A 19,952-nucleotide genomic window follows, 5' to 3' on the forward strand; every position below is an offset into this window, starting at 1 on the left:
CCCGGGACGAGTCCGAGGTGCGCCCTCTCCCGCCGGCACCAGGCATTCCGGCGTGGCTCTGACCTGAGCCGGGCGTGATGGCGGCGCTGCTGGAGCCGGCGGAGGACGAAGACGGTGATCCGCCGCAGGCGCTGAGCAGCCCCAGCGTGCCCGCGGTGGCGATGACCAGGCCGACTGCCACGAGCGACCGCCGAGGTGATGAACGAGGTGACGCAAGGGAGTGCAGGTGCATGATGTCTGCTCTTCGCTGATCAGGTCGCGATGGCGACACGGGGTGGGCGATGGCCGTCAGCCGGTCGGTGTTCCCCGTTGTGACCCGGGGACGATGACCTCCACGGCTTCGAGGTCGACGCGACCTCCGTGCTGCCGTGCGCGGATGGCCCGGGTGTGGGGGTGTCGGCTGAGCAGCAGGTGGACGGCATAGCTGAACACGGCGAACGAGGCGTGCGCCGGCAGCCGGACACGGGCCCCGGTTGCGACCGAGTAGCCGCTGTTCGTGATGACGAGGGCGCCCGGCAGGACGTGGGCGGTGAATCGGCGGTGCTCGCGCAGCTCGTCGTAGAGCCGCAGCATGTGGCCGGGTCGCGTGCGCATGCGTCGCGCGGTGGGTGAGGCCTTGGGGGGCGGGGGAACCATCTCGGTCATCTCGGCGCACTCCTTGCGGGGTGGAGGGGGGATCCCAGTGGTCGGCGCTTATCGGGTTCCACGGGTGCCAGGAGGCGTACGGTTCAGCAGATAGGCATCTTTTGTGAGGTTCAGGAGATTTGTGAAATATGCGATGATCGCCCCATGCAGTGGAGTCTTCGGAGACGCGGTCCAACTGCTGAGCCGGATGGCTCCGGACGACGTGTCTCTGATACCGGCACCATTTCCCGCGCGGACGAGGAGCTGCTTCGCACGCTGTACGCGGAGCATGCCGGGCCGCTGTTCCACTTCGTCCTGCGATTGACCTCAGGAGATTGGCAATGGGCCGAGGATGTCGTGCAGGAGACACTGCTTCGGGCCTGGCAGCACCCCGCGGCGTTCGACCCCGAGCGCGGACCGGCCCGGGCGTGGCTGTGCACGGTCGCCCGGAATCTGGTGATCGACGCCCACCGGGCCCGTCGGGCCAGGCCGGCCGAGGCCGATGGCAAGGCGCTGGAACAGGTCGCGGAGCGGACGCCGGGGGAAGACGAGATCGAGCGGGCACTGCAAAGCTGGGCAGTGGCCGAGGCCATCCGGACGCTCTCCCCGGAACACCGGGCCGTACTGCTGGAGACGTACTACAGGGGCCGGACGATGGTCGAGGCCGCGGAGGTGCTCGGTGTCCCGGTGGGCACCGTGAAGTCGCGGACGTACTACGCCTTGAAGGCGCTGAGGCTGGCGCTGCAGGAGCGGGGTATCGAGCCGTGACAGCGGCGTGGAAGAGGTGCGGACCATGAACGCGGACCGTGAGGCCATCCGGCTCTCCCTGGGTGGTTACGTGCTGGGAACGCTGCCCGCGGCGGAGGCGGACCAGGTACGCGCCCACCTGGCGGAATGCGCCGAGTGCCGGGCGGAGCACGCCGAGATCGCGGGGTTGCCCGCGCTGCTGGCGACGGTCAGCGAGGCCGAGGCTGCGGGCGACGCCGCGGACGCGCCCAGCGAGGAGCTGGCCGACCGGCTGGTACGGCGGGCCGCCGCAACCGCGCGGCCGGAGCCGTCGCCGCAGCCTGCGGCGGGCGCCGCGGCGGAGGTACCGCGGCGAACCGAGCGAAGCCGGCTCGATCGGTTGCTCCAGCAGGCCGCGTCCCGACGTCGCACCGCCGGGCGAAGGCAACTGGTTGCGGTCGCCGCGGCCACGACGCTCATCGCGGCGGCAGCGTCGGGTGGCACATGGCTGGCAGTCACCGCGTCCATGAGCAGCCAGGTGGCGCAGCCCGCACCGACGTCACCGGCCCCGGTCCGCACCTTTTCCGGAGCCGACCCCTCCACCGGAGTGTCCGCGTCGGTGAAGGTCTCGCCCGCCGCCTGGGGCAGCGCCGTGCAGGTCTCGGCCGAGGGCGCGCCCCCCGGAATCACGTGCAAGCTGCAAGCGGTCGGCGTCACGGGCGCCACGGCGACCGCCGCCACCTGGCAGGCCGGCAAGTACCCGGGCGGCGCGAGGATTTCCGGCACGGTACCCATGTCCCCAGGAGCGATCAGTCACTTCGACATCTACGCCGGCAACGGCCAGAAGCTCCTCACCGTCCGGGCGTGAGGCTTCGACCCGGCCGGTACCACGTGGCCGGCGGGGATGGTTCGTGCCCGACGAGAAGTTCACCGCCGGGCTGTGATGCGGGGCTTCGGGACCTGCTCCGTGGCTCGCCTCCGGATCGACACCGCACTTGACATGGTCCTCAGCGGCCACGCATTCTCGGCCCGGTGCACGTAGTGCCCCATCCAGGCCCGGCAGTCCCGGGTGTTCCTGCCGAGAGTGAGCGCATGGCCTTCTGGCACTTCACCCTGCACGTCCTTGGACTCGACGACGCCTCCGGCGGCTGGTATCTGTGGTGGTCCGGCATAGTCGGCGACATCACCCTCATCGGCGCCGCGTGGGCCATCATCCGCAGGCACCAATGCGAGGTCCACCACTGCTGGCGCATCGCCCGGCACGCCACCGCCGCCGGCCATAAGGTCTGCCGTAGGCACCATCCCGACAGTCACCTCACTGCCGCCGACATCATCGCCGCACACGAGACGGCAAGCCAGGCCCAGTAGTGAGCATGCCGCCAAAGGTCCGACGAGCGGCGGGTCGTCGCTGATCGGCGAGATCTGCCGGGCGGCGTCCGACGGATGCTCGCCGCTGCTCCGGAAGCCGAAGTCAAGTCCCATGGAGCCGAGTTGGGTGACCAGCGTGACGGGCGCGGCCGCCGTCTGGTGGTCCGCAACGACTACCACCAGCCCAGGAAGGCCACCGCAGCGGTCGGCGCGGTCGAGGTGAAGGCGCCGCGCGTGGACGCTGACTCAGGGTTTGCGTGCGACGCCCCCCATAGGCGGAGATGGGTCGCCTCACACCGACCTGGGCGCGGTCGGGGCGCCATTCGGTGATGGAGACGCCCGACGTGAGGCAGGCGCCAGAGCTGGCGAAACGTACTCCACTCCATCGGTCTCGCCGAAGTTCCCCCCACACGCCTGCGGTCGGTGCTCAGCCGTTTCGTTTGCCTGTCGCCATCCTGCGGTTGTAGGACGTGCCGGTGGTCGGGTGCTGTGCCTGCGGGTATCGGGCGGCCACCGTGTTCTCGATCTTCTTGCGCAGGGCGGTCGGGCGTATCCCATGTTTCTGGTTGTGGGCTGCCTGCAGCGTCCGGCGCCGGTCGGTCTCGTCGATGGCGCGCTGCATCGAGGGCGTCATTCGATCCGCGTACATATGTACTTCGCCGTCGACGTTGCGCGCCGCGCGGCCGATCATCTGGACCAGCGCCGTGTCCGAGCGGAAGATTCCGTCCTGGTCGGCATCGAGGATCGCGACCAGCGAGACCTCCGGCAGGTCGAGTCCCTCGCGCAGGAGGTTGATGCCGACCAGCACGTCGTAGTCGCCGCGGCGCAGTTCGGCGAGCAGTTCGACGCGGCGCAGGGTGCTGACGCCGGAGTGCAGATAGCGGACGCGGACTCCATGCGAGTCGAAGTAGTCGGTCAGCTGCTCCGACATCCGCTTGGTCAACGTCGTCACCAAGGTCCGCTCGCCACGGGCGGACCGTTCACGGATCTGCGCGAGCAGGTCCTCCATCTGACCGGCGGTCGGCTTGACCAGCACCTGCGGATCGAGCAGTCCGGTCGGCCGGATGATCTGCTCGACGACCGCGCCCCGCGCGGCGGTCAGCTCGAACCTGCCCGGCGTCGCGGACAGGTAGACCCGCTGCGTGCATCGCTCGGCGAACTCCTTCCACGTCAAGGGACGGTTGTCCAGCGCGGAAGGCAGCCGGAATCCGTGCTCGACCAGGGTGCTCTTGCGCGCGGCGTCGCCATGGCTCATACCGGACAGCTGCGGCACCGTCACGTGTGACTCGTCGATGACCACGAGCATGTCCTCGGGGAAGTAGTCCAGGAGCGTGGACGGAGGAGCACCGGGGGCACGTCCGTCCAGGTGCCGGGAGTAGTTCTCCATCCCGGAGGCGACCTTCGTGTGCCGGATCAGTTCGATGTCGTATTCCGTGCGCGTCTGCAGACGCTCGGCCTCGAGCAGCTTGCCGCCGTGGCGCAGCTCCGAGACCCGCTGCGCGAGCTCGGCCTGGATCGAGTCGGCTGCCGCGCGCATCCGCTCGGGGCCGGCGAAGTAGTGGGTGGCGGGGAACACGCGCATCCGGTCGACGGCCTCGCGCACCTCGCCGGTCTCCGGATCGACGACGGTCAGCCGTTCGACCGTGTCGCCGAACAGCTCCACCCGCAGCATCGTGCGCTCGTACGCGGGGTGGATGTCGACGGTGTCGCCGCGGACGCGGAAACCGCCCCGGGTCAGCTCCGAGTCGGTGCGCGTGTACTGGATATCGACCAGCGCCGCGAGCAACTCCTCGCGATCGAGGGTGTCGCCCACCGCCAGCTCGAACGAACGGTCCAGGTAGGACTGAGGCGTGCCGAGACCGTAGATGCACGAGACGGACGCCACGACGATCACGTCGCGGCGGCTGAGCAGCGACCAGGTCGCCGAGTGCCGCAGCCGGTCGACCTCCTTGTTGGAGATCGACTCCTTGGCGAAGTACGTGTCGGTGCTCGGGGCGTACGACTCGGGTCGGTAATGGTCGTAGAAGGAGACGAAGTACTCCACCGCGTTGTGCGGGAACAGCTCACGCAGCTCGTTCGCGAGCTGGCTGGCGAGCGTCTTGTTCGGCGCGAGCACGAGCGTGGGCCGCTGCAGCTTCTCGATGAGCCAGGCGGTCGTCGCGGACTTGCCGGTGCCCGTGGCGCCGAGGAGCACCACGTCGCTCTCCCCGGCACGGACGTGCGCTTCCAGCTCGGCGATCGCACGCGGCTGGTCGCCGGACGGGGAGTGGCGGGAGACCACCTGGAACGGCCGGCCGGCGCGGATGACCTCGTCGGCGGTGTGGTCGGCGAGCGTGATGCGCCGGTTTTCGGAGGGGAATGCCACGGGGTGCTCCAGGGGGCTCGATATGACCGCGCAGGAGCGGACAAACACTAACTAGTCACCGTCTAGTTTGTGCCCTCATCGTAATCTTGTCAATGACTAGTATCTTGCCAGTGACCAGTCCGGGCGGTAGGGTGCCGCCGTGACGCCGTACCATCACGGAAACCTGCGCAACCAGGTCCTGGCGACCGCCGCCGAGCTCGTCGCCGCCGCCGGCCCGGACACGCTCTCGCTGCGGGACCTGGCACGCCGGGCCGGCGTCTCGCATGCCGCGCCGACGTACCACTTCAAGGACCGGAGAGGGCTGTTCACCGCGCTGGCGACACAGGGCTTCGACCTGCTCGCCGCCGCGCTCGGCGCCGGAGAGGCAGGCGGCCGCCTGGACGCGGCCGCCGGAACCTACGTCGGATTCGCGATGACACACCCCGGCTACTACGCCGTGATGTTCCGCCTGGACCTGGTCCACGACACCGACGCCGCCTTCCGCGCCGCGCGCCGGCACGTATTCGACCTGCTGACAGCCAGGCTCGACGCAGGAGCTCCCCCGGCAGACAGCGCTGGTCGCACCGTAACCGGTGAGGCAGTGTGGTCCCTCGTCCACGGAATCGCGGCACTCACCCTCGCGGAGGCACTCAGCACGCCGGACCCCGTGGCCCTCGCCGAGTCCACCGCACTACGACTGGCCGGCACGTACACCACATAGCCGGCACGTACGCCACATAGATAGAGGGCGCTTACCGCATCCCCCACCATGCGGGGCAATCGATCCGGCGTCTTCGCCCGCGGCGACCTCGTCGACCACTGCGGGTGCCGACACGTCATCCGGTCTGGTCACGCGATGTGGTGGTACTCGTGCAGGGTGCCGTCGAGCCGGTCTCGACGACGGATCTCCAGGTGTCTGACGTTCCCCGGTTCGCTGATGAGAGTGGGGCCCTCCGACAGCTCTCGTGGTCGGAGCCGCCCCTGTGCCCCCACGGCCGTATCGTCAGCCGTCAACTCGCCCCTCGGACACTTTATTAGTGCCAACGGAGTGCTGGTCGGGAGTGATCTCGACCAGCACTTTGCGTTGTGCGGGGTGGTAGGTCATGCGGAGCCCGGGCGCTCTGTACAGGCAGAGTTACTCGCTCATGCCGCAGGCAGGTCGGCTGATGCTGCCGTGTGCAGTGTGTCGCGCCAGCGTTCATGAAGCATGTCCATGCCCGGCAGGGCGGAGTCGGTGATGAATAGGGCACTGGAACGGCCTTGGTAGGTGATGAGGAGGATGGAAGCAGGCGAGCCGGGAGAAATGGCTGTCAGAGGGTCGATGGCGGTGACGGGATCGTTGCGGAACGAGAGGGGGTTGCGGACAGCCAGGTTGGAGCAGAAGACGCTGGCGCGTTGTGGGCTCAAGAGGGTCTTGAAGGACTTTTGGACGATCCACGGAGGAGTCCCGGAAGCGATGCGGCGGACGGCTTCTCGGTGTGGTGCGGACTTCAGAAGAGCGGTGGTGTGGACGGTGGTTCGGAGATACTGCGGCAGAGGTGTCTTCGTGCCGGGCAGCGTGAACCGGCCGGCGCTGACGTGGTTTCCGGGCGCGCCGAGAGTGGCTGTGCTGCGCGTGCTGATCGCTACCGACAGGGGGACGCTGGCAGTCGGGCTGGGGTGGTGCTGCGCCGTCCAGCGCAGCAAGGTGTAGCCGAGAGTGGCGATGTAGGCGTCGTTGCCGGTTCCGGCGAGGGGACGCGTCAGAGCGTGCAGTTGGTGGCTGGAGACGGCGGCCCAACGGAACGTGCGCTCGGCGGAGTGTCCGTGCTCGGGGTGCGGCCACAGTCCCGTCTTGGTGCTGGCCTGTGCGATGACTCGTGCAGCAGCGGCCTTTTGGCGCAGGGTGGGCCGGGGCGGGTCGGTCAGGTGACGGACGGCTGCTGAGCACTGGTCAGGCGGGAGAGGGGTGGGGCTGAAGAGGGTTTCCAGGGTGTGGATGAATCCGCCCCCGTCCTGCAGCCCGTGGCTCACTCGGTAGAGGAGGGCGTAGCGGTCCGGGGCATGTCCGTGCAGGAGCGTCAGGTCCCAGAGCGGCTCGCCCGGGGCGAAGGGGGCCCTGGCCAGTTCCCGGACGGCGTCGTGTGTGCTCCGGCCGGCGGGCAGGGTGTGGCTGTGGATGTGATGGCCGACGTCGGGGCGAACCTGGTGCCAGCGGGCTTGTAGCCCACGCCCCTTCATGACTAAGGACAGGGGCGGAATCTGGTCGAGGTGTTGGAGGACGTGCTCCTTCAGTGCCCGCAGAGGCGGGGGTGTGCCGCGGAAGTGAAGCAGCGCTCCGATGACCATCGAGGGGTCGTAATAGAGCAGAGCGTCCAGGGGTGACGGGCGCCCGTGCCGGAGAGCGTCTCCTGGATCGTGCCCGCGATGGGTGCTGAGGGACATGATGCCTCCTGGCTGAAGAGTCGTCTCGCATGGGGCTGTCATGTATTCCGGGCGGCCGAAGAGGACGGGACCACGAGAGGGCGACGTGCGTACGGACTTGAGTCGCGCCCTCCCCTCCTCGAAGCAGACGTAGGCACTTGGCTTCGCTGCTGGCGGTCACCCGCGCTCCCCCTGATAACTGCACGGCTGTCTCATCCCCCGCCATCGTCCAACGCGCCAGTGTCTGGCGCTACTAGAAGGTTCATTAAGTGGCCGTTGTCGTCCCGACGTTGGGAGGTGTGCGTCGAACGGGAGTCTCGATCGGGTGATCGCACCGCCGACGACGCCGAACGCGACCCGGACCGGGCCTGGCGTCAACGCGGCCGGCGCCGATCTTCCACGCCCTACTCCGAGGACGCCCACACCATCCCGTGCAATGTCGACGGCCGTACCAAGGAAGCTGCAGGGGTCGGCGGCCGCAACTTCGTGGACACCATGATCGGGTGACGCGAACACTTCGGGTTGCGATCAAGTTGCCGGAACGGATACTGGAAGGTAAGGGGTGGGAGAGTCGGGGGAAGGGGTGAGGGGAATTTTCTCGGATTCTCGGTATCTGCGTGGCGTTGCCTTTGTCTCCGTGCTTGCTTAGGTGTTCGGACCTCGAACAGTGGGAAGGTTTCGGTGGAGGGTTGAGCCATGCCAGAAAGCCGCCCGCGGATCAATCCGGATGAAGCTGGAGATGTGGCGGGGCAGAACAGAGCCTCATGGCATCAACGCGCCTCAGCGTATGTTGCTGAACTTCAGGCGGAGTTGGACAGGATCGGAGTCCGCGGCAACCTTTCAGGCGAGGAAAGGAGATTGCTGACAAAGGCGGAGGTGCAACTGGACACTGCTCGGGAAGCACTGGACGGCAGGGACACCCTGCTCTCATCGATTTCCGGTTCAGTTGTAGACCGAGTATGGACCAATATCCACCGGGCTGAGCAGAGCACCCTGAGGCTTGCGAATGAAGGCGATCTCGCATGGTGGGGGGCCGAGGTTCTGGCGCGAACCAAGCAGCACCTGGGGGCCGAAGATCCCATACGGACGGAGTTGGAGTCCCGAGTCGAGTTGAATGGAAGGAAGCTCGACGCACGGTTCAGGGATCTGGCCGTGAGGGCGTTGCGTGCGGCCAACGAAGCCCAAGACTTGGAGCGTTCAAGGCTGCGAAGTTTTCGCAATATCCTGCTGATGTCCGTTTTCCTCACGAGTGTCATTGCTGGGCTGATGGTGGTGTGGGGTTATGTCGCCCCTCAGGCAATAGCGCGGAAACTCTGCTTCGATTCGCCACCGCCAAACAGCGCACTCTTCTGCCCAATTGGAGCCACCCCGCAGGGCGGCGATGTTCTGCTGGTGGAGTTCTTCGGTCTGTGTGGCGCGGTCTTGGCGGGAGCTGTTTCATTGCGAAATATGCAGGGCACGGCCACGCCGTTCATGCTCCCCATCTGCTTGCTGTTGCTGCGACTGCCGGTTGGTGCCCTGGCCGCTGTATTCGGTCTTCTGGTCATCCAGGGTGGTTTTGTGCCGGGATTCTCCAATCTGGACGATGCGGCGCAATTGCTTGCATGGGCGCTCGTCTTCGGTGTGGCGCAGGAGTCCGTGACCCGTCTGGTCGACCAACAGGGCAAAAAGGTCATAGAAAATGCCAGAGGGCCGTCGCGCGGCTTTGATGACGAGGCTGGGGGTAAGCCGGCAGAGCCTGTGCGCCAGTCCGTAGACGGGGCGCCAGTGAACGTCCGCAAGAGGTCTGGCCGACGTCACTTCTTTAATCTGCTGCGTTAGTCGAAACGGCCGAGCTGCCCAAATGGCGGAGCATGGGCCATGGTTGCCGGCCTAAGGGGTTTCGAGGCGGTTGCCATGATGGTGCCGGAACGCCGGCATGGAGCGCCGCAGATCGGACCTTGACGGCGGATGAGGTGGATAGGGTCCTCCGCGGCGCATGCGATCGCTGCACGACGGCCGCCTGTGCACGACGGTCGAGGTGGGCGTCGTCGCGGTCGTCGACACCGCAGCTCGGTCGGCCTCGGCGCTGCCTTGACCGCCGCCGTGCTCGGCGAAGTTGCCGCAGGGCGCCGAGTTGCACGTCTCTGGCGGCGGACGGACACTGGCCGTATAACACGCGCGCGTGGATTGCGTGTTGAATGACGTCCTCGGAGACGTCCTCGCGCGTGGCAAGTGCGGGGCTGGGTGGTGGATCAGACCCGGTTCCAGGAGCCGGGCGTAGCCGGGTGCCTCTGGGGCCCGTGCCTCCGGGGCCGCGTCTCCGTTCGTCGAAGTCATCGACGGGCTCGTATCGATATCTGACGGACCGTCAACACCGGTATTCCGAAAACTGCCTCGAGGTGGATACACGGGTCTCGGATCAGACGACGTTGACGCCGTTCGTCAGCCACTTCACGTCCATGGCGGCACGCGTGCCGCCACCCGCGGAAGGCGCGAGCGCCAGGCGGGTGAGGTGCGCCAGCCGCACTCGATCGGAGCACATCCCATGACCGACGACATCCGAGGCTTCACGCTCAGGTCCGTGGCCACGACGCCGTGTGCGATCGTGCCACCGCATCTGCTCAACCGGCTGGCCCGAGCCGAGGATCCGGCCGTGCAGGAGACTGCCCGCCGCACCCTTGCGCTCGACGCGGCGAAACGCGTCGAGCGGAGGCTGACGGCCGAGATCGGCCCGACCGCCGCCCTGCCGGCGCGCGGCCCCGACCACCACCCGGAGCGCACCGTCAGCGACGCCGAGCACCGGCAGCAGTTGCCCGGCAGGCGCATACGCGGAGAGGGCGAGGACGACGTACCGGACACCTCGGTCAATCACGCGTACCACGGCCTTGGAGCCACCTTCGACTTCTATCTGCAGACCCTCTCCCGCTCGTCCATCGACGGGGCCGGGCTCCCGCTGGATGCCAGCGTTCACTTCCGCCGGGACTACGACAACGCCTTCTGGGACGGCGAGCAGATGGTCTTCGGGGACGGGGACGGGCACATCTTCGGCGACTTCACTCAGGCCCCCGACGTCATCGGCCACGAACTGACGCACGGCGTCACCCAGTACACCGCCAACCTGGCATACGCGGGTCAGCCCGGAGCCCTGAACGAGCATCTGTCCGACGTGTTCGGGTCCCTGGTCGAGCAGTACGCCAAGGGCGAGACAACCGAGGACGCCAACTGGCTGATCGGAGAGGAACTGCTGCGCCCCGGTGTGGAGGGCGTCGCTCTGCGCTCGATGAAGGCGCCCGGCACCGCGTACGACGACGATGAGCTCGGCAAGGATCCGCAGCCTGCCCACATGGACGACTTCGTGCAGACCTTCGCCGACAACGGCGGCGTGCACATCAACTCGGGCATTCCCAACCATGCTTTCTACCTCGCCGCGACCCAGCTCGGCGGCCACGCTTGGGATCACGTCGGCCGTATCTGGTACGACGTGCTCACCGGCGGCGCACTCGCCAGCGACGCCGACTTCGCCTCCTTCGCGCGGCTGACGGTGGACGCCGCCGGCGCTTACGGGCCGCGGCAGCGCGAAGCGGTACTCCAGGCGTGGGATGCGGTCGGCGTACCCACCACGGGCTGAGTCGGCCATGAGGTAGGCCGTCCGGAGGCGTCCGGATGGTGATCCAAACGATCACCACGGACGATGGTCTTGAGCCCCCGGCGCAGCGCCAGGTGTCCTGGTCCGCTGCGGGATCGGACGATCCGCGACGCCACGGCGTGTACGTGCCGCAGAAAGCCGGCAGGGGCTCCTCAGACGGCGCTTCATCGGTCGAAGGAGACACCCCGTGGGTCCAGTTGGCGTACGCCGGTGCCGATCGGCGGGCCATTTTCCCGGCCGAGTCGGGTGTGCATCCGGTCGCGGGCACCATCGGCACGGCCGGCACACCGCGCTCGGCCGGTGGAGTCAGGGGGTCCTCACGTGAGGACTCCCCCCTGGTCCGACGTCGGCTCCCGTCTGCGGGGCCTACTGATCCCGACGAGCACCAGGCGGCCACCGGCAACCATGGCGTTGATCCTGGTGGTTCTGCTTCTCACGGCGCTGCCGCTGGGGTGGATCGGCTTCGAAGACCTCGGCGAGGCCCTGACCTACGCGGGTCGCATCACCGGTGCCGTCCTCATCCTGGTCTCGGCCACCACGTTGGTGGGCGCAGCCGCGCTCGTGGACCACTGGTTCCGGAACAGCTTCCCCTACTCCGGGATCGTCGCGCTGATCGGCACGGTCGCGGCATTGCTGGCCAACGTCATGTTCCTGCTCGAGGCGTTCAAGGACGGTGATTCCACGGCCTACCGGGTGCTGTGGTGCCTGCTCACGGCCGGTTCGGCATGGGCTGTCTTCGCAGTGTGGCGAACATCCGTCGAGGTCCCCGCTCCGAAGCGGTTGGCCGCGGCGGTGATCATCTCCTCGGGTCTCGCGCTGGCCAATTTCGGCTACCAGTACCTCTACCAGCCGAACCAACACGGGGCCAAGCCCGTAATCACCATGACCATGGGGAAGGCTGTGCTGAGTCCGGACCACAAGGCATTCGCCGTGCCGGTCGACATCAGGCTCGAGAACCACAGCGATGTGGGCTTCTACGTGCTCGGCACCGAGTTCCACGCCATGGGGGAACGGGTGCCGCTGAGCTCGAAGGACCGGCTTCGCGAGCAGTGGCGTGCTGATGCCGAGCAGTGGAGCAGAGTCTCGGAGAGGCACCCGCTCTCCCGCAGGGAGATCCACCAGCCCGGTGAGCTGGTGGCGGCGCAGCCATGGATGCCCGTCGGAAACTGGATCGAGGCGGGGGATGCGTTCTTCACTCAAACAGTTGTGCAACTGCCCATCGACACGCCATACGACCAGTTGGCGTTCTACGCGACCGCGGACTTCGCGCGCAAGGACCGGCTCGGCCTGGAGCAAATCCACCCGATCGGGAACTCGTGGTCTGGCCGTGACCAGGTGCCCCAGTGGCTGAAGAGGCAGAAGGACAGCGACACCGTCATCTACCACGCCAGGGTGCACGAAAACAATGCGATCGCGACGCATACGATGGACCCCCGTTACCTCACTGTCTATTGGCAGTTCGGCACGAGTGGCGCAGCCGTGTCGGAAACCATCCTGCGACAGGGCGAGGAAGACCGCGAACGAAGCGGTGCCGAAACGCGCGAGATGACGAGCCGGTACGGTCTCGTCCAAGCCATGATCGGCCCCGTCGAACGGCCACTGTGGGATATCAAGAGCCAGCGATGACCGGCATGGCCGCTCCAAGCGCGCCGGAGCGCTGGTCCAGTTGCTCCAGCCACATCACAAGGGCGAGAGAGCTGTTCATGCGATCCCAGGAGTATGGGTCGCCCATGCCCAGCTGTGCCTCCCTCACCGCCCGGCACAGCGTCTCGACGTCGAACATCTCCGCGATCAGCGGATGCCTCGCACAGCGGCAGAGGTCGATGAGTTCGTCGCCGTGTGTCCGCAGGCCGCGGGCGTAGAGCTGGTTGAAGGGGACCTTGACCACTCGGCTGAGGATCCGGGGCGGGAGCAGACCTGCCATGGCCTCGCGCAGGACCGCCTTCGGACGGCCCGGATGGAACGTCACTTCGGCGGGGAGCCGGCGCATCGTGGCGATGACCTCCGCGTCGAGGAAGGGGTGCGAGAGGAAGAACCCGTCCTGCTGTGCGCGGCGCCAGGACAGCGGGTCGGGAGCGGCGATGTAGTTGGCCGCGTCGTAGAACGACTGTTCCGGCTTGCGCCCGAACACGAAGCGGCTCTCCGCGATGCTGGCCTCACGGTAGCCGTGAGCCCGCGCGAATCCGGATCGCAGCCATCGAGGGCGGGCGAAGTTGCCGAGGCCGCCGAGCACCGTTCCACGGCGACGGACGAGCGCTGTGACCCTTTCGGCGGTCAGCGGAAGGGCCGGCTGCACGACGTAGGCGGAGACGACGTCCCGCACACCCCGCTCGCTGCCTACGGCCCAGGCACGTGCCTGCTTCGTCATCTGCCGAAGCTGTCCGGTGCGGGCCAGCCTGTGCAGGTGCAGCGGGTTGGCGTCCGCGATCGGTTCGGCGCCGCAGCCGGTCATGAGGGTGTCACAGCCCAGTTCCGCCGCAGCGGCGTGAAGCCTGCTCCAGAACGGGGCGCGGAAGGCGTGAGCATGCGGTTCGTCCGCGTCTCCCGCGTGATGCCGGAAGTCGTCGAAGTCGGCTACGTCGCCGACATCGACGATCACCGGATGGGCTGCGGGTGCGTGGCGGCGGATCTCTTCCATGGCCTCGTCGAGGTAGGGCTGCTCCTCAGCCAGTTCTCCGCCGGCGAAGCGCCCGGCGAGCAGGACAAGGTCCCCAGGGCGGCCCCGCCCCGCGGCCAGAAGTCGTGCTGTCAGCAACGCGACGCTGGTGGAGTCGGTGCCGCCGGACACGTGGCATGCCGTCATCCTGCCCATACGACGTCCGACAGCGTTCTCCAGCGCGAGGCGCAGGTCCTTCGCGGCCCCGTCGAGGCGGAGCCCGTCTGCTGCCGTCACCGACGGGTCGTGGGCCTGGCGGACGCGCCGCAGCACCCGACCGCGTATCTGCCCGCTGACCGAAAGTTCCACCACCTCGCCGCCAAGGATCCGGCGTACCCCGGCGAAGGGGGTGAGCTCCGAGTGCGGTTGCGCCATGTTCCCGGTCAAGTACCGGCAGAAGTAGCGACGATCCAGCTCTGCTGCGCCGCCCAGGCGGCGCGCCGAGGTACTCACCGCGGTCACACGGCCACCGGACTCCCTGAAGAACAGGGGGATGCGTGCCTGCGCGTCCCGCATCAGCAGGATGCGGTCGCGGGACACCAGGACGGCCGCATAGTCGCCGGCCGGCAGGCGCGGTGCGGCTCCCGGTCGGCCGAAGTCGTCGAGGAGGCTGCGCGCGCCCGCCACGCGGTCACGGACCGAGCCGACCCAGCCGGCGACCGCCACGGTTCCGACCCGTGAGGAGACCGTCGTCACGAGTCCCTGCCGTGCCATGGCTTCGGCTGCCCAGAGCCTCGGTTCGCCACCGGCCCACTCGAGGTGAAGTGCTTCCACGTCACTGCCCTTTGCAATTGATCGAGAGGACAGGAGAGAACGCGTGCCCGCGCGGATCGGCGTCAGGGATGCACAGGCCGGCCGAAGACGTCCAGGCGTGCATGGCGAACGGGTGCTCACGTACACCCACGTGAAGCACGGCCTTCAGACCGCGGCGCCGCAGCAGGACGAAGGCCGTCACGGCCTCGGCCTTGCAGTCGTCGTTGACGAACCAGCTTCTGCGACCGTGTGATTGCACCGCTCGTTTCAGCCGTGCGACGTCCTCCGCGGAGGCCGGGTCCGCACGGGCGTAATCCGGGGCCGCCAAGGACAGGAGCCGAAGGACGCGCCCGAATCCCATGGTCCGGATCAGCAGGTGCACTCCGTGCAGCCAGAGGCCGACCTCGATGTCCGACTGTTCCTTTCGGCGGGCCGTCGCACACCCGGCACGGACGAGACCTGCGGCGAGTTCGGCGCGTTCCGCGGAGCCTGCGTCGGCGAACTTCTGGATGTCTGCCGTCGTCATCCCGAAAAAATGCGTCCGCTTCCAGTCCGCGATCAGCGCTCCACCGGACATCCTGGTGACACGGCAATGCGGTGACAGGATCCGCGCCATGGCTGCCAGGGCATCGGCATCCTCTGCCACCGCACACCCTCCAAGGTCGGCCTGCCGCGACGACTCAGCGGCAGGCCGGATCGACTTGTGGACGGTGTCAGGACTGGTGTCCGTGACCGTCGTAGAAGCCGCCGCTGTACCCCCGGATCAGACGGCCGTTGCCGAGACGGACAAGCCGACGCGGCGTACGACGACGCCGCAGCAGTCGGAGAAACATCGCCTACCTCCAGGATCAGGTAGCCTCGGTAAGTTTCAGGCTACTCTGCCCTGAATGCCCCGCAACCGGACTGCCGGCGACCGCGCCGCGAAGCGCGAGTGATTCGCCGGACGGACTTGTCCGCCGTGTTCTTTCCCCCCGACGTCGGTGGACGCACTGTCCGTCACCGCGCCATGATTACCCCCTTTGCCCGACTCTCTGTGCGATTGTCATATGTGTCCGTCAAGATTATGGAACGTAGGGATGCCCTGAACGTAGTGAACACCTACGGCTATCGGTAAGGGCTCCGTGTACGGACGCCTCGTCCCGGACGGCCCTGATGTCTCCGTGTGGCGGGTGGCCCCCTTCGCGAAGAGGCACGCATGCACGAGATGGAGCAGTACGAGCGACTTGTCGGCGGGAGTGCGGAGGCTGAGCGGCTGATTTTCGAGCGGCTCGCACGCGACCTCCTGCGGGTGCAGCTCAAGGTGAAGGAGCGTAGCGGCGCTGCGGGCATTCAACGAACTTTCCATGCCAAGACGGTCGTCGGTGTGGAGAACGCCCGGCTGAGGTTCCACGACAATCTTCCCGACGCCTTGCGGACGGGTTTCGCCAGGCCGGGAGCCGAGTACCCGGTCACGGTCCGGCTGTCCAACGCGAGCGGGGTCCGTCAACCCGACTACGCACCCGATCTGCGGGGGGCGGCGTTGCGTGTCCGGGTGGGTCCCGATGAGACCCACGATCTGCTGATGACGAGCTTCCCGGTCTCCCATGCCCGCAACGCGCGTGAGTTCGTCGCTTTCGCCAAGGCCATGGCAGGCGCGGACTCACGGCTCCGCAAGGCGTTCGCGTTCTTCGTCAAGCTGCCCCTGGCAGTTGGCTGGTCCACGGCCACGCGCATGCGGCGCAACGTGGTCGCGGGGGCCAGGCGCACGGTGCGCAGCCTGGCACTGGAGACGTACTGGAGCCGCGGCGCGATCCTGTGGGGCGACGCCGGACCGGTGCGCTATCAGCTGCGCCCCGCCGCCGACGCCCCTTCAGCCCCGGATCCCTCCCGCACCGACCCCGACTACCTGCGGCGTGAGCTCGCGGACCGGCTCGGTCGGGCGGATCTCGTCTTCGAGCTGTGTGTGCAGCGCTACTCGGACGCCAGGCGCACGCCCATCGAGGACGGCGCGGCCGAGTGGAAGGAGGAGGATGCGCCCATCCTGCCCGTGGCGACACTGACGATCCCGCGCCAGGACATCGCAACCGCCGAGGCACGCGCCGCCGCCTCGCGGATCGACCAGCTGGCGTTCAATCCGTGGAACACCGCCGATGCCTTCCGCCCCCTTGGAAACCTCAACCGTGTCCGCAAGGTCGCCTACGAGGCGAGCAGCGCTCACCGGCTGGGCGAGCGCTTCGTCACCGTCGAGCCGCGGCGCAACGCGGTGCTCGGAGTCCCGCTGCGAGCCGTCTTCCGCGCCGCCAACCGCTTCGTCCCGTGGCACCGGCTGCCCACCCGGCTCGGCCTGCTCAACCTCATGGCCTTCCGGCAGACGCTGCGCCGGTACAACCTCATCGACACCGACATCCACGAGGCCCCGCCCGCCGCCCAGTCGGCACCGGAGCCCATCAGCGAGGAGCTGCGGACCCGGCGCACCTACGACGGCACCTGGAACGACCTGTCGGCCCCACGTATGGGCGCTGTCGGCGCCGTGTTCGGCCGCAACATGCCGCCGGTCTACCGACCAGACCTGTTCGACACGCCGAATCCGGTCACCGTCAGCAGGCAACTGCTGCACCGCGACCGGTTCATCCCCGCGTCGTCGCTGAACGTCCTTGCCGCCGCGTGGATCCAGTTCCAGGTACACGACTGGGTCGACCACAAGCGATACCCCGTCGGCGAGAAGTCGGTCGAGGTGCCGCTGCCACCCGGCATGACCTGGCAGAACACCCCGGGCGGAAACCCGGAGAGAGTGATGCGCTTCTCCGAGAACGAGGCGGTGGGCCAGCCCGGGCAGCCGCCGATCCAGTTCGCCAGCGCCGTCTCCCACTGGTGGGACGGCTCGGAGATCTACGGCGCCACCGAATCCGTCGCGAAGTCCCTGCGTGAGCCCGATGGCAGGGCCGAGTTGCGGCTCGAGGACGGGCACCTGCCGAACGCGAACGGCGGCCCCATCACCGGCTTCCGCGACAGCTGGTGGCTCGGCCTCAGCGCCATGACGACCCTGTTCGCGCGTGAGCACAACACCGTCTGCCAGGCGCTGCGGGACGAGTATCCGCAGATGAGCGAAGACAGCATTTACCACACGGCGCGCCTTGTCGTGGCAGCTCTGATCGCCAAGATCCACACCGTCGAGTGGACTCCAGCGATCCTCGCCACCAAGGCGATCGACGTCGCCTTGAAGACCAACTGGCAGGGACCGCCCAGGACCTGGCTCGACCAGCTGGGCATGTGGCTGTTGGAAGCGCACGACCTCGGCGGCATTCCCAGGACCATGCCCGACCACCACGGTGCGCCGTACTCCCTCACGGAGGAGTTCACCACCGTCTACCGGATGCACCCGCTCATCCCGGACGACTTCGAGATCATCGACCACCGGTTCGGCCACCGGCTCGACACCCTCGCGTTCGCGGACGTGCAGGGAACCGCCACGGAGCCGCTCATCCGCAAGACCGGTCTGGTGGACACGCTGTACTCCCTGGGCATCGCGAACCCGGGAGCGATCACGCTGCACAACTTCCCGCGCGCGCTCCAGGCGTTCGAGCGCGCAGGAGAGGTGATCGACCTGTCCGTGGTCGACCTGGTGCGCACCCGCCGCCGCGGCGTCCCCCGCTACAACGACTTCCTGGCAGGCCTTCACAAGCCGCGGATCCGTCGGTTCGAAGAACTCTCCTCCGATCCGGAGACGGTCGCACGGCTGAAGGACGTGTACCGGTCGGTCGACGACATCGACACCATGGTGGGGCTCTTCGCCGAGAATCCCCCCGAGGGCTTCGGCTTCAGCGACACCGCTTTCCGCATCTTCATCCTGATGGCCAGTCGGCGGCTGCAGAGCGACCGCTTCCTCACGGTCGACTTCAGGCCCGAGGTCTACACCCCGCTGGGCATGGACTGGGTCGAACGCAACGGCATGACGAGCGTCATCCAGCGCCACTGCCCTGAGTTGGCGAGCTTCCTTCCGCGCACCGCCAGCGCGTTCGCGCCCTGGCGCGCTGTCCAGCCCGTCACCAACAACGGCGCCGTCGACCGCGACTGATCGGGAGCAGGAGATGTCCGTACAGGAGAAGGCCAGGCACGTCGGTCTCGAAGATCTCCTCGCCCGGCCGCTGTTGCAGACGGTCTTCAAACGGCGTACCCACCGCGTCAGCCGAGGCGCGTCCGTGCCGGCCAGGTCGATGAGCTACGAATCCCCGCACCAACCGATGCCGCTCGGAGAGCTGGAGGAAGCGGTACTCATCGCCCTCACCGGCTGCTCGGGGCTGACCATGCCGGACCGGCCCTTCGAGGACCCACGCGACCACCAGCCCATCATGGCCAAGCCGAACCTGAACATGGTGGGGCGCACGGCGGGCAGCCCCGACAACGCGCAGGGCACCCACTTCTTCATGATCAACGACAGTGGCACCTACTTCCTGAGGAAGCTGCCGCCGTCCGCGGGTGCGGCATTCGACCCCGACACGCTGATCGAGCGGGCGCGCCAGTCGAAGGTGAAAGTGCTGGACCACCGCCTGGACGTCGCCGAGGGGATGCGCGACTTCCCGGCCTACCTCGACTCCAACCGCTTCCTGTCCAACCTGAAGGGCACCACGCTCTTCCTGCCGGTCGTCGATCTCTCCCACCAGTACATCAACGCGCTGATGTACCTGCTCACCCAGCCCGAGGGAGCCCGGCCCACCCTCGTCGACGACCGTAACTTCTACCGCCCGGCCGGGGTGAGGAAGTGGATGAAGAACGGCTTTCTCAACCCTGATCTCAAGCTGCCGCTCGGCGCCCTGGGGCCGATGCGCACCCAGATCGAGGCCGACCTGCTGCTGCAGAACATGATGCTGGTCGCGGACGCCATGGGACTCGGCGCCTGGATCCACGCCACGATCAGTCCCCAAATCATGCTGGGCGACCCGAAGTTCTCCCGTACCTACGGCCGCATGCTCGGCTTCGACTTCGTGACCCCGCGCTTCAGCCCCGCCGACATCCTGCGCTGGCAGGTGCCGCTGCCGAGGTACGCGAACCTGCGCGCCCACCCGGTGGGGTTGCGGGCAGACGGCGAACACCTCATCAAGGGGGCCTGCCCGCCCAACTACCCGTCGATGGAGGCAGCTGTCGACGCGGTGGTACGGAGCAAGTTCGGCAAGGGCGGTATCTACGACGACCAAGAGGCCTTTCGCCGCATCTACAAGAACGGCTACGCAGCGCGATACCTCGCCGAGGCCAGCGAGTACGACCAAAAGGTGATCGACTGCGCACGGGACATCTGCGTGTACATCCACGCCACCCACGGGCGGTTCCCCGCACACGCCGACGCCATCCATGTGCCCGGCATCTGGCTGCAGACGCACCATCTGGAATCCGAGTACTACGAGCGGTTCTTCATGAACGGCCTGACGGATGCCCACCGTCGGCACGCCTCGCGATGGGACGTGTAGCCGTGCCCT

The 19,952-nt window shown here is 67.7% G+C and carries 17 protein-coding genes; 10 read left to right on the plus strand and 7 right to left on the minus strand.

Annotated elements, in window-relative coordinates:
• Positions 1-288: 288 nt before the first annotated feature.
• Positions 289-645 carry a hypothetical protein gene (locus tag ABZ910_RS02320; RefSeq protein ID WP_361357817.1) on the minus strand — a complete coding sequence of 119 codons (357 nt, stop codon included), beginning with the start codon at positions 643-645 and terminating at the stop codon, positions 289-291.
• Positions 646-789: 144 nt separating this feature from the next.
• On the opposite strand from ABZ910_RS02320, the gene ABZ910_RS02325 reads away from it, so the two are divergent.
• The 3 genes from ABZ910_RS02325 (at position 790) to ABZ910_RS02335 (ending at position 2,718) form a co-directional block, all read left to right on the plus strand.
• Complete coding sequence (locus ABZ910_RS02325; RefSeq protein ID WP_361357820.1) at positions 790-1,392, plus strand: sigma-70 family RNA polymerase sigma factor; 603 nt, start codon at positions 790-792, stop codon at positions 1,390-1,392.
• A 25-nt stretch (positions 1,393-1,417) separates the two neighbouring features.
• On the plus strand, positions 1,418-2,218 hold the full coding sequence (locus tag ABZ910_RS02330; RefSeq protein ID WP_361357822.1) for a zf-HC2 domain-containing protein: 801 nt from the start codon (positions 1,418-1,420) through the stop codon (positions 2,216-2,218).
• A gap of 224 nt (positions 2,219-2,442) precedes the next feature.
• Entirely contained in the window at positions 2,443-2,718 is a 276-nt protein-coding gene (locus ABZ910_RS02335) for a hypothetical protein (RefSeq protein ID WP_361357823.1), read from the plus strand.
• A 427-nt stretch (positions 2,719-3,145) separates the two neighbouring features.
• Here the strand turns inward: ABZ910_RS02335 and uvrB are convergent, their stop codons facing one another.
• Complete coding sequence (gene uvrB, locus ABZ910_RS02340) at positions 3,146-5,056, minus strand: excinuclease ABC subunit UvrB (RefSeq protein WP_361358116.1); 1,911 nt, start codon at positions 5,054-5,056, stop codon at positions 3,146-3,148.
• Positions 5,057-5,222: 166 nt separating this feature from the next.
• Between uvrB and ABZ910_RS02345 the strand changes: the two genes are divergently transcribed.
• A complete protein-coding gene (locus ABZ910_RS02345) occupies positions 5,223-5,783 on the plus strand; it encodes a WHG domain-containing protein (RefSeq protein ID WP_361357826.1) in 561 nt (186 codons plus the stop codon).
• 128 nt (positions 5,784-5,911) lie between these two features.
• Here the strand turns inward: ABZ910_RS02345 and ABZ910_RS02350 are convergent, their stop codons facing one another.
• Positions 5,912-6,055 (minus strand): hypothetical protein, encoded by a 144-nt coding sequence (locus ABZ910_RS02350; RefSeq protein ID WP_361357829.1) that lies wholly within the window; start codon positions 6,053-6,055, stop codon positions 5,912-5,914.
• Between the two features lie 150 nt (positions 6,056-6,205).
• Positions 6,206-7,486 (minus strand): wax ester/triacylglycerol synthase domain-containing protein, encoded by a 1,281-nt coding sequence (locus ABZ910_RS02355; protein WP_361357831.1) that lies wholly within the window; start codon positions 7,484-7,486, stop codon positions 6,206-6,208.
• A gap of 255 nt (positions 7,487-7,741) precedes the next feature.
• Between ABZ910_RS02355 and ABZ910_RS02360 the strand changes: the two genes are divergently transcribed.
• Together ABZ910_RS02360 and ABZ910_RS02365 are read left to right on the plus strand one after the other, a co-directional pair.
• Entirely contained in the window at positions 7,742-7,972 is a 231-nt protein-coding gene (locus ABZ910_RS02360; RefSeq protein WP_361357834.1) for a hypothetical protein, read from the plus strand.
• Between the two features lie 189 nt (positions 7,973-8,161).
• Positions 8,162-9,286 (plus strand): hypothetical protein, encoded by a 1,125-nt coding sequence (locus ABZ910_RS02365; protein WP_361357837.1) that lies wholly within the window; start codon positions 8,162-8,164, stop codon positions 9,284-9,286.
• A 580-nt stretch (positions 9,287-9,866) separates the two neighbouring features.
• On the opposite strand, the gene ABZ910_RS02370 is transcribed toward ABZ910_RS02365, so the two are convergent.
• Entirely contained in the window at positions 9,867-9,989 is a 123-nt protein-coding gene (locus tag ABZ910_RS02370) for a hypothetical protein (protein ID WP_361357840.1), read from the minus strand.
• Between the two features lie 3 nt (positions 9,990-9,992).
• On the opposite strand from ABZ910_RS02370, the gene ABZ910_RS02375 reads away from it, so the two are divergent.
• Together ABZ910_RS02375 and ABZ910_RS02380 are read left to right on the plus strand one after the other, a co-directional pair.
• A complete protein-coding gene (locus tag ABZ910_RS02375; RefSeq protein ID WP_361357843.1) occupies positions 9,993-11,075 on the plus strand; it encodes a M4 family metallopeptidase in 1,083 nt (360 codons plus the stop codon).
• 423 nt (positions 11,076-11,498) lie between these two features.
• Positions 11,499-12,719, plus strand: a complete 1,221-nt coding sequence (locus tag ABZ910_RS02380; protein WP_361357845.1) for a hypothetical protein — start codon at positions 11,499-11,501, stop codon at positions 12,717-12,719.
• On the opposite strand, the gene ABZ910_RS02385 is transcribed toward ABZ910_RS02380, so the two are convergent.
• Together ABZ910_RS02385 and ABZ910_RS02390 are read right to left on the minus strand one after the other, a co-directional pair.
• Positions 12,703-14,463, minus strand: a complete 1,761-nt coding sequence (locus ABZ910_RS02385; RefSeq protein ID WP_361357848.1) for an asparagine synthase-related protein — start codon at positions 14,461-14,463, stop codon at positions 12,703-12,705. The genes ABZ910_RS02380 and ABZ910_RS02385 overlap by 17 nt on opposite strands.
• 61 nt (positions 14,464-14,524) lie before the next feature.
• Entirely contained in the window at positions 14,525-15,148 is a 624-nt protein-coding gene (locus tag ABZ910_RS02390) for a lasso peptide biosynthesis B2 protein (RefSeq protein ID WP_361357851.1), read from the minus strand.
• A gap of 549 nt (positions 15,149-15,697) precedes the next feature.
• Between ABZ910_RS02390 and ABZ910_RS02395 the strand changes: the two genes are divergently transcribed.
• The gene (locus ABZ910_RS02395) at positions 15,698-18,556 is read left to right on the plus strand and encodes a peroxidase family protein (protein WP_361357853.1); all 2,859 of its coding nucleotides are present in this window, start codon (positions 15,698-15,700) and stop codon (positions 18,554-18,556) included.
• A gap of 13 nt (positions 18,557-18,569) precedes the next feature.
• Positions 18,570-19,943, plus strand: a complete 1,374-nt coding sequence (locus ABZ910_RS02400; RefSeq protein ID WP_361357856.1) for a hypothetical protein — start codon at positions 18,570-18,572, stop codon at positions 19,941-19,943.
• Positions 19,944-19,952 lie beyond the last annotated feature (9 nt).

The organism is Streptomyces sp. NPDC046805 (assembly GCF_040645355.1).
Taxonomy (GTDB): domain Bacteria; phylum Actinomycetota; class Actinomycetes; order Streptomycetales; family Streptomycetaceae; genus Streptomyces.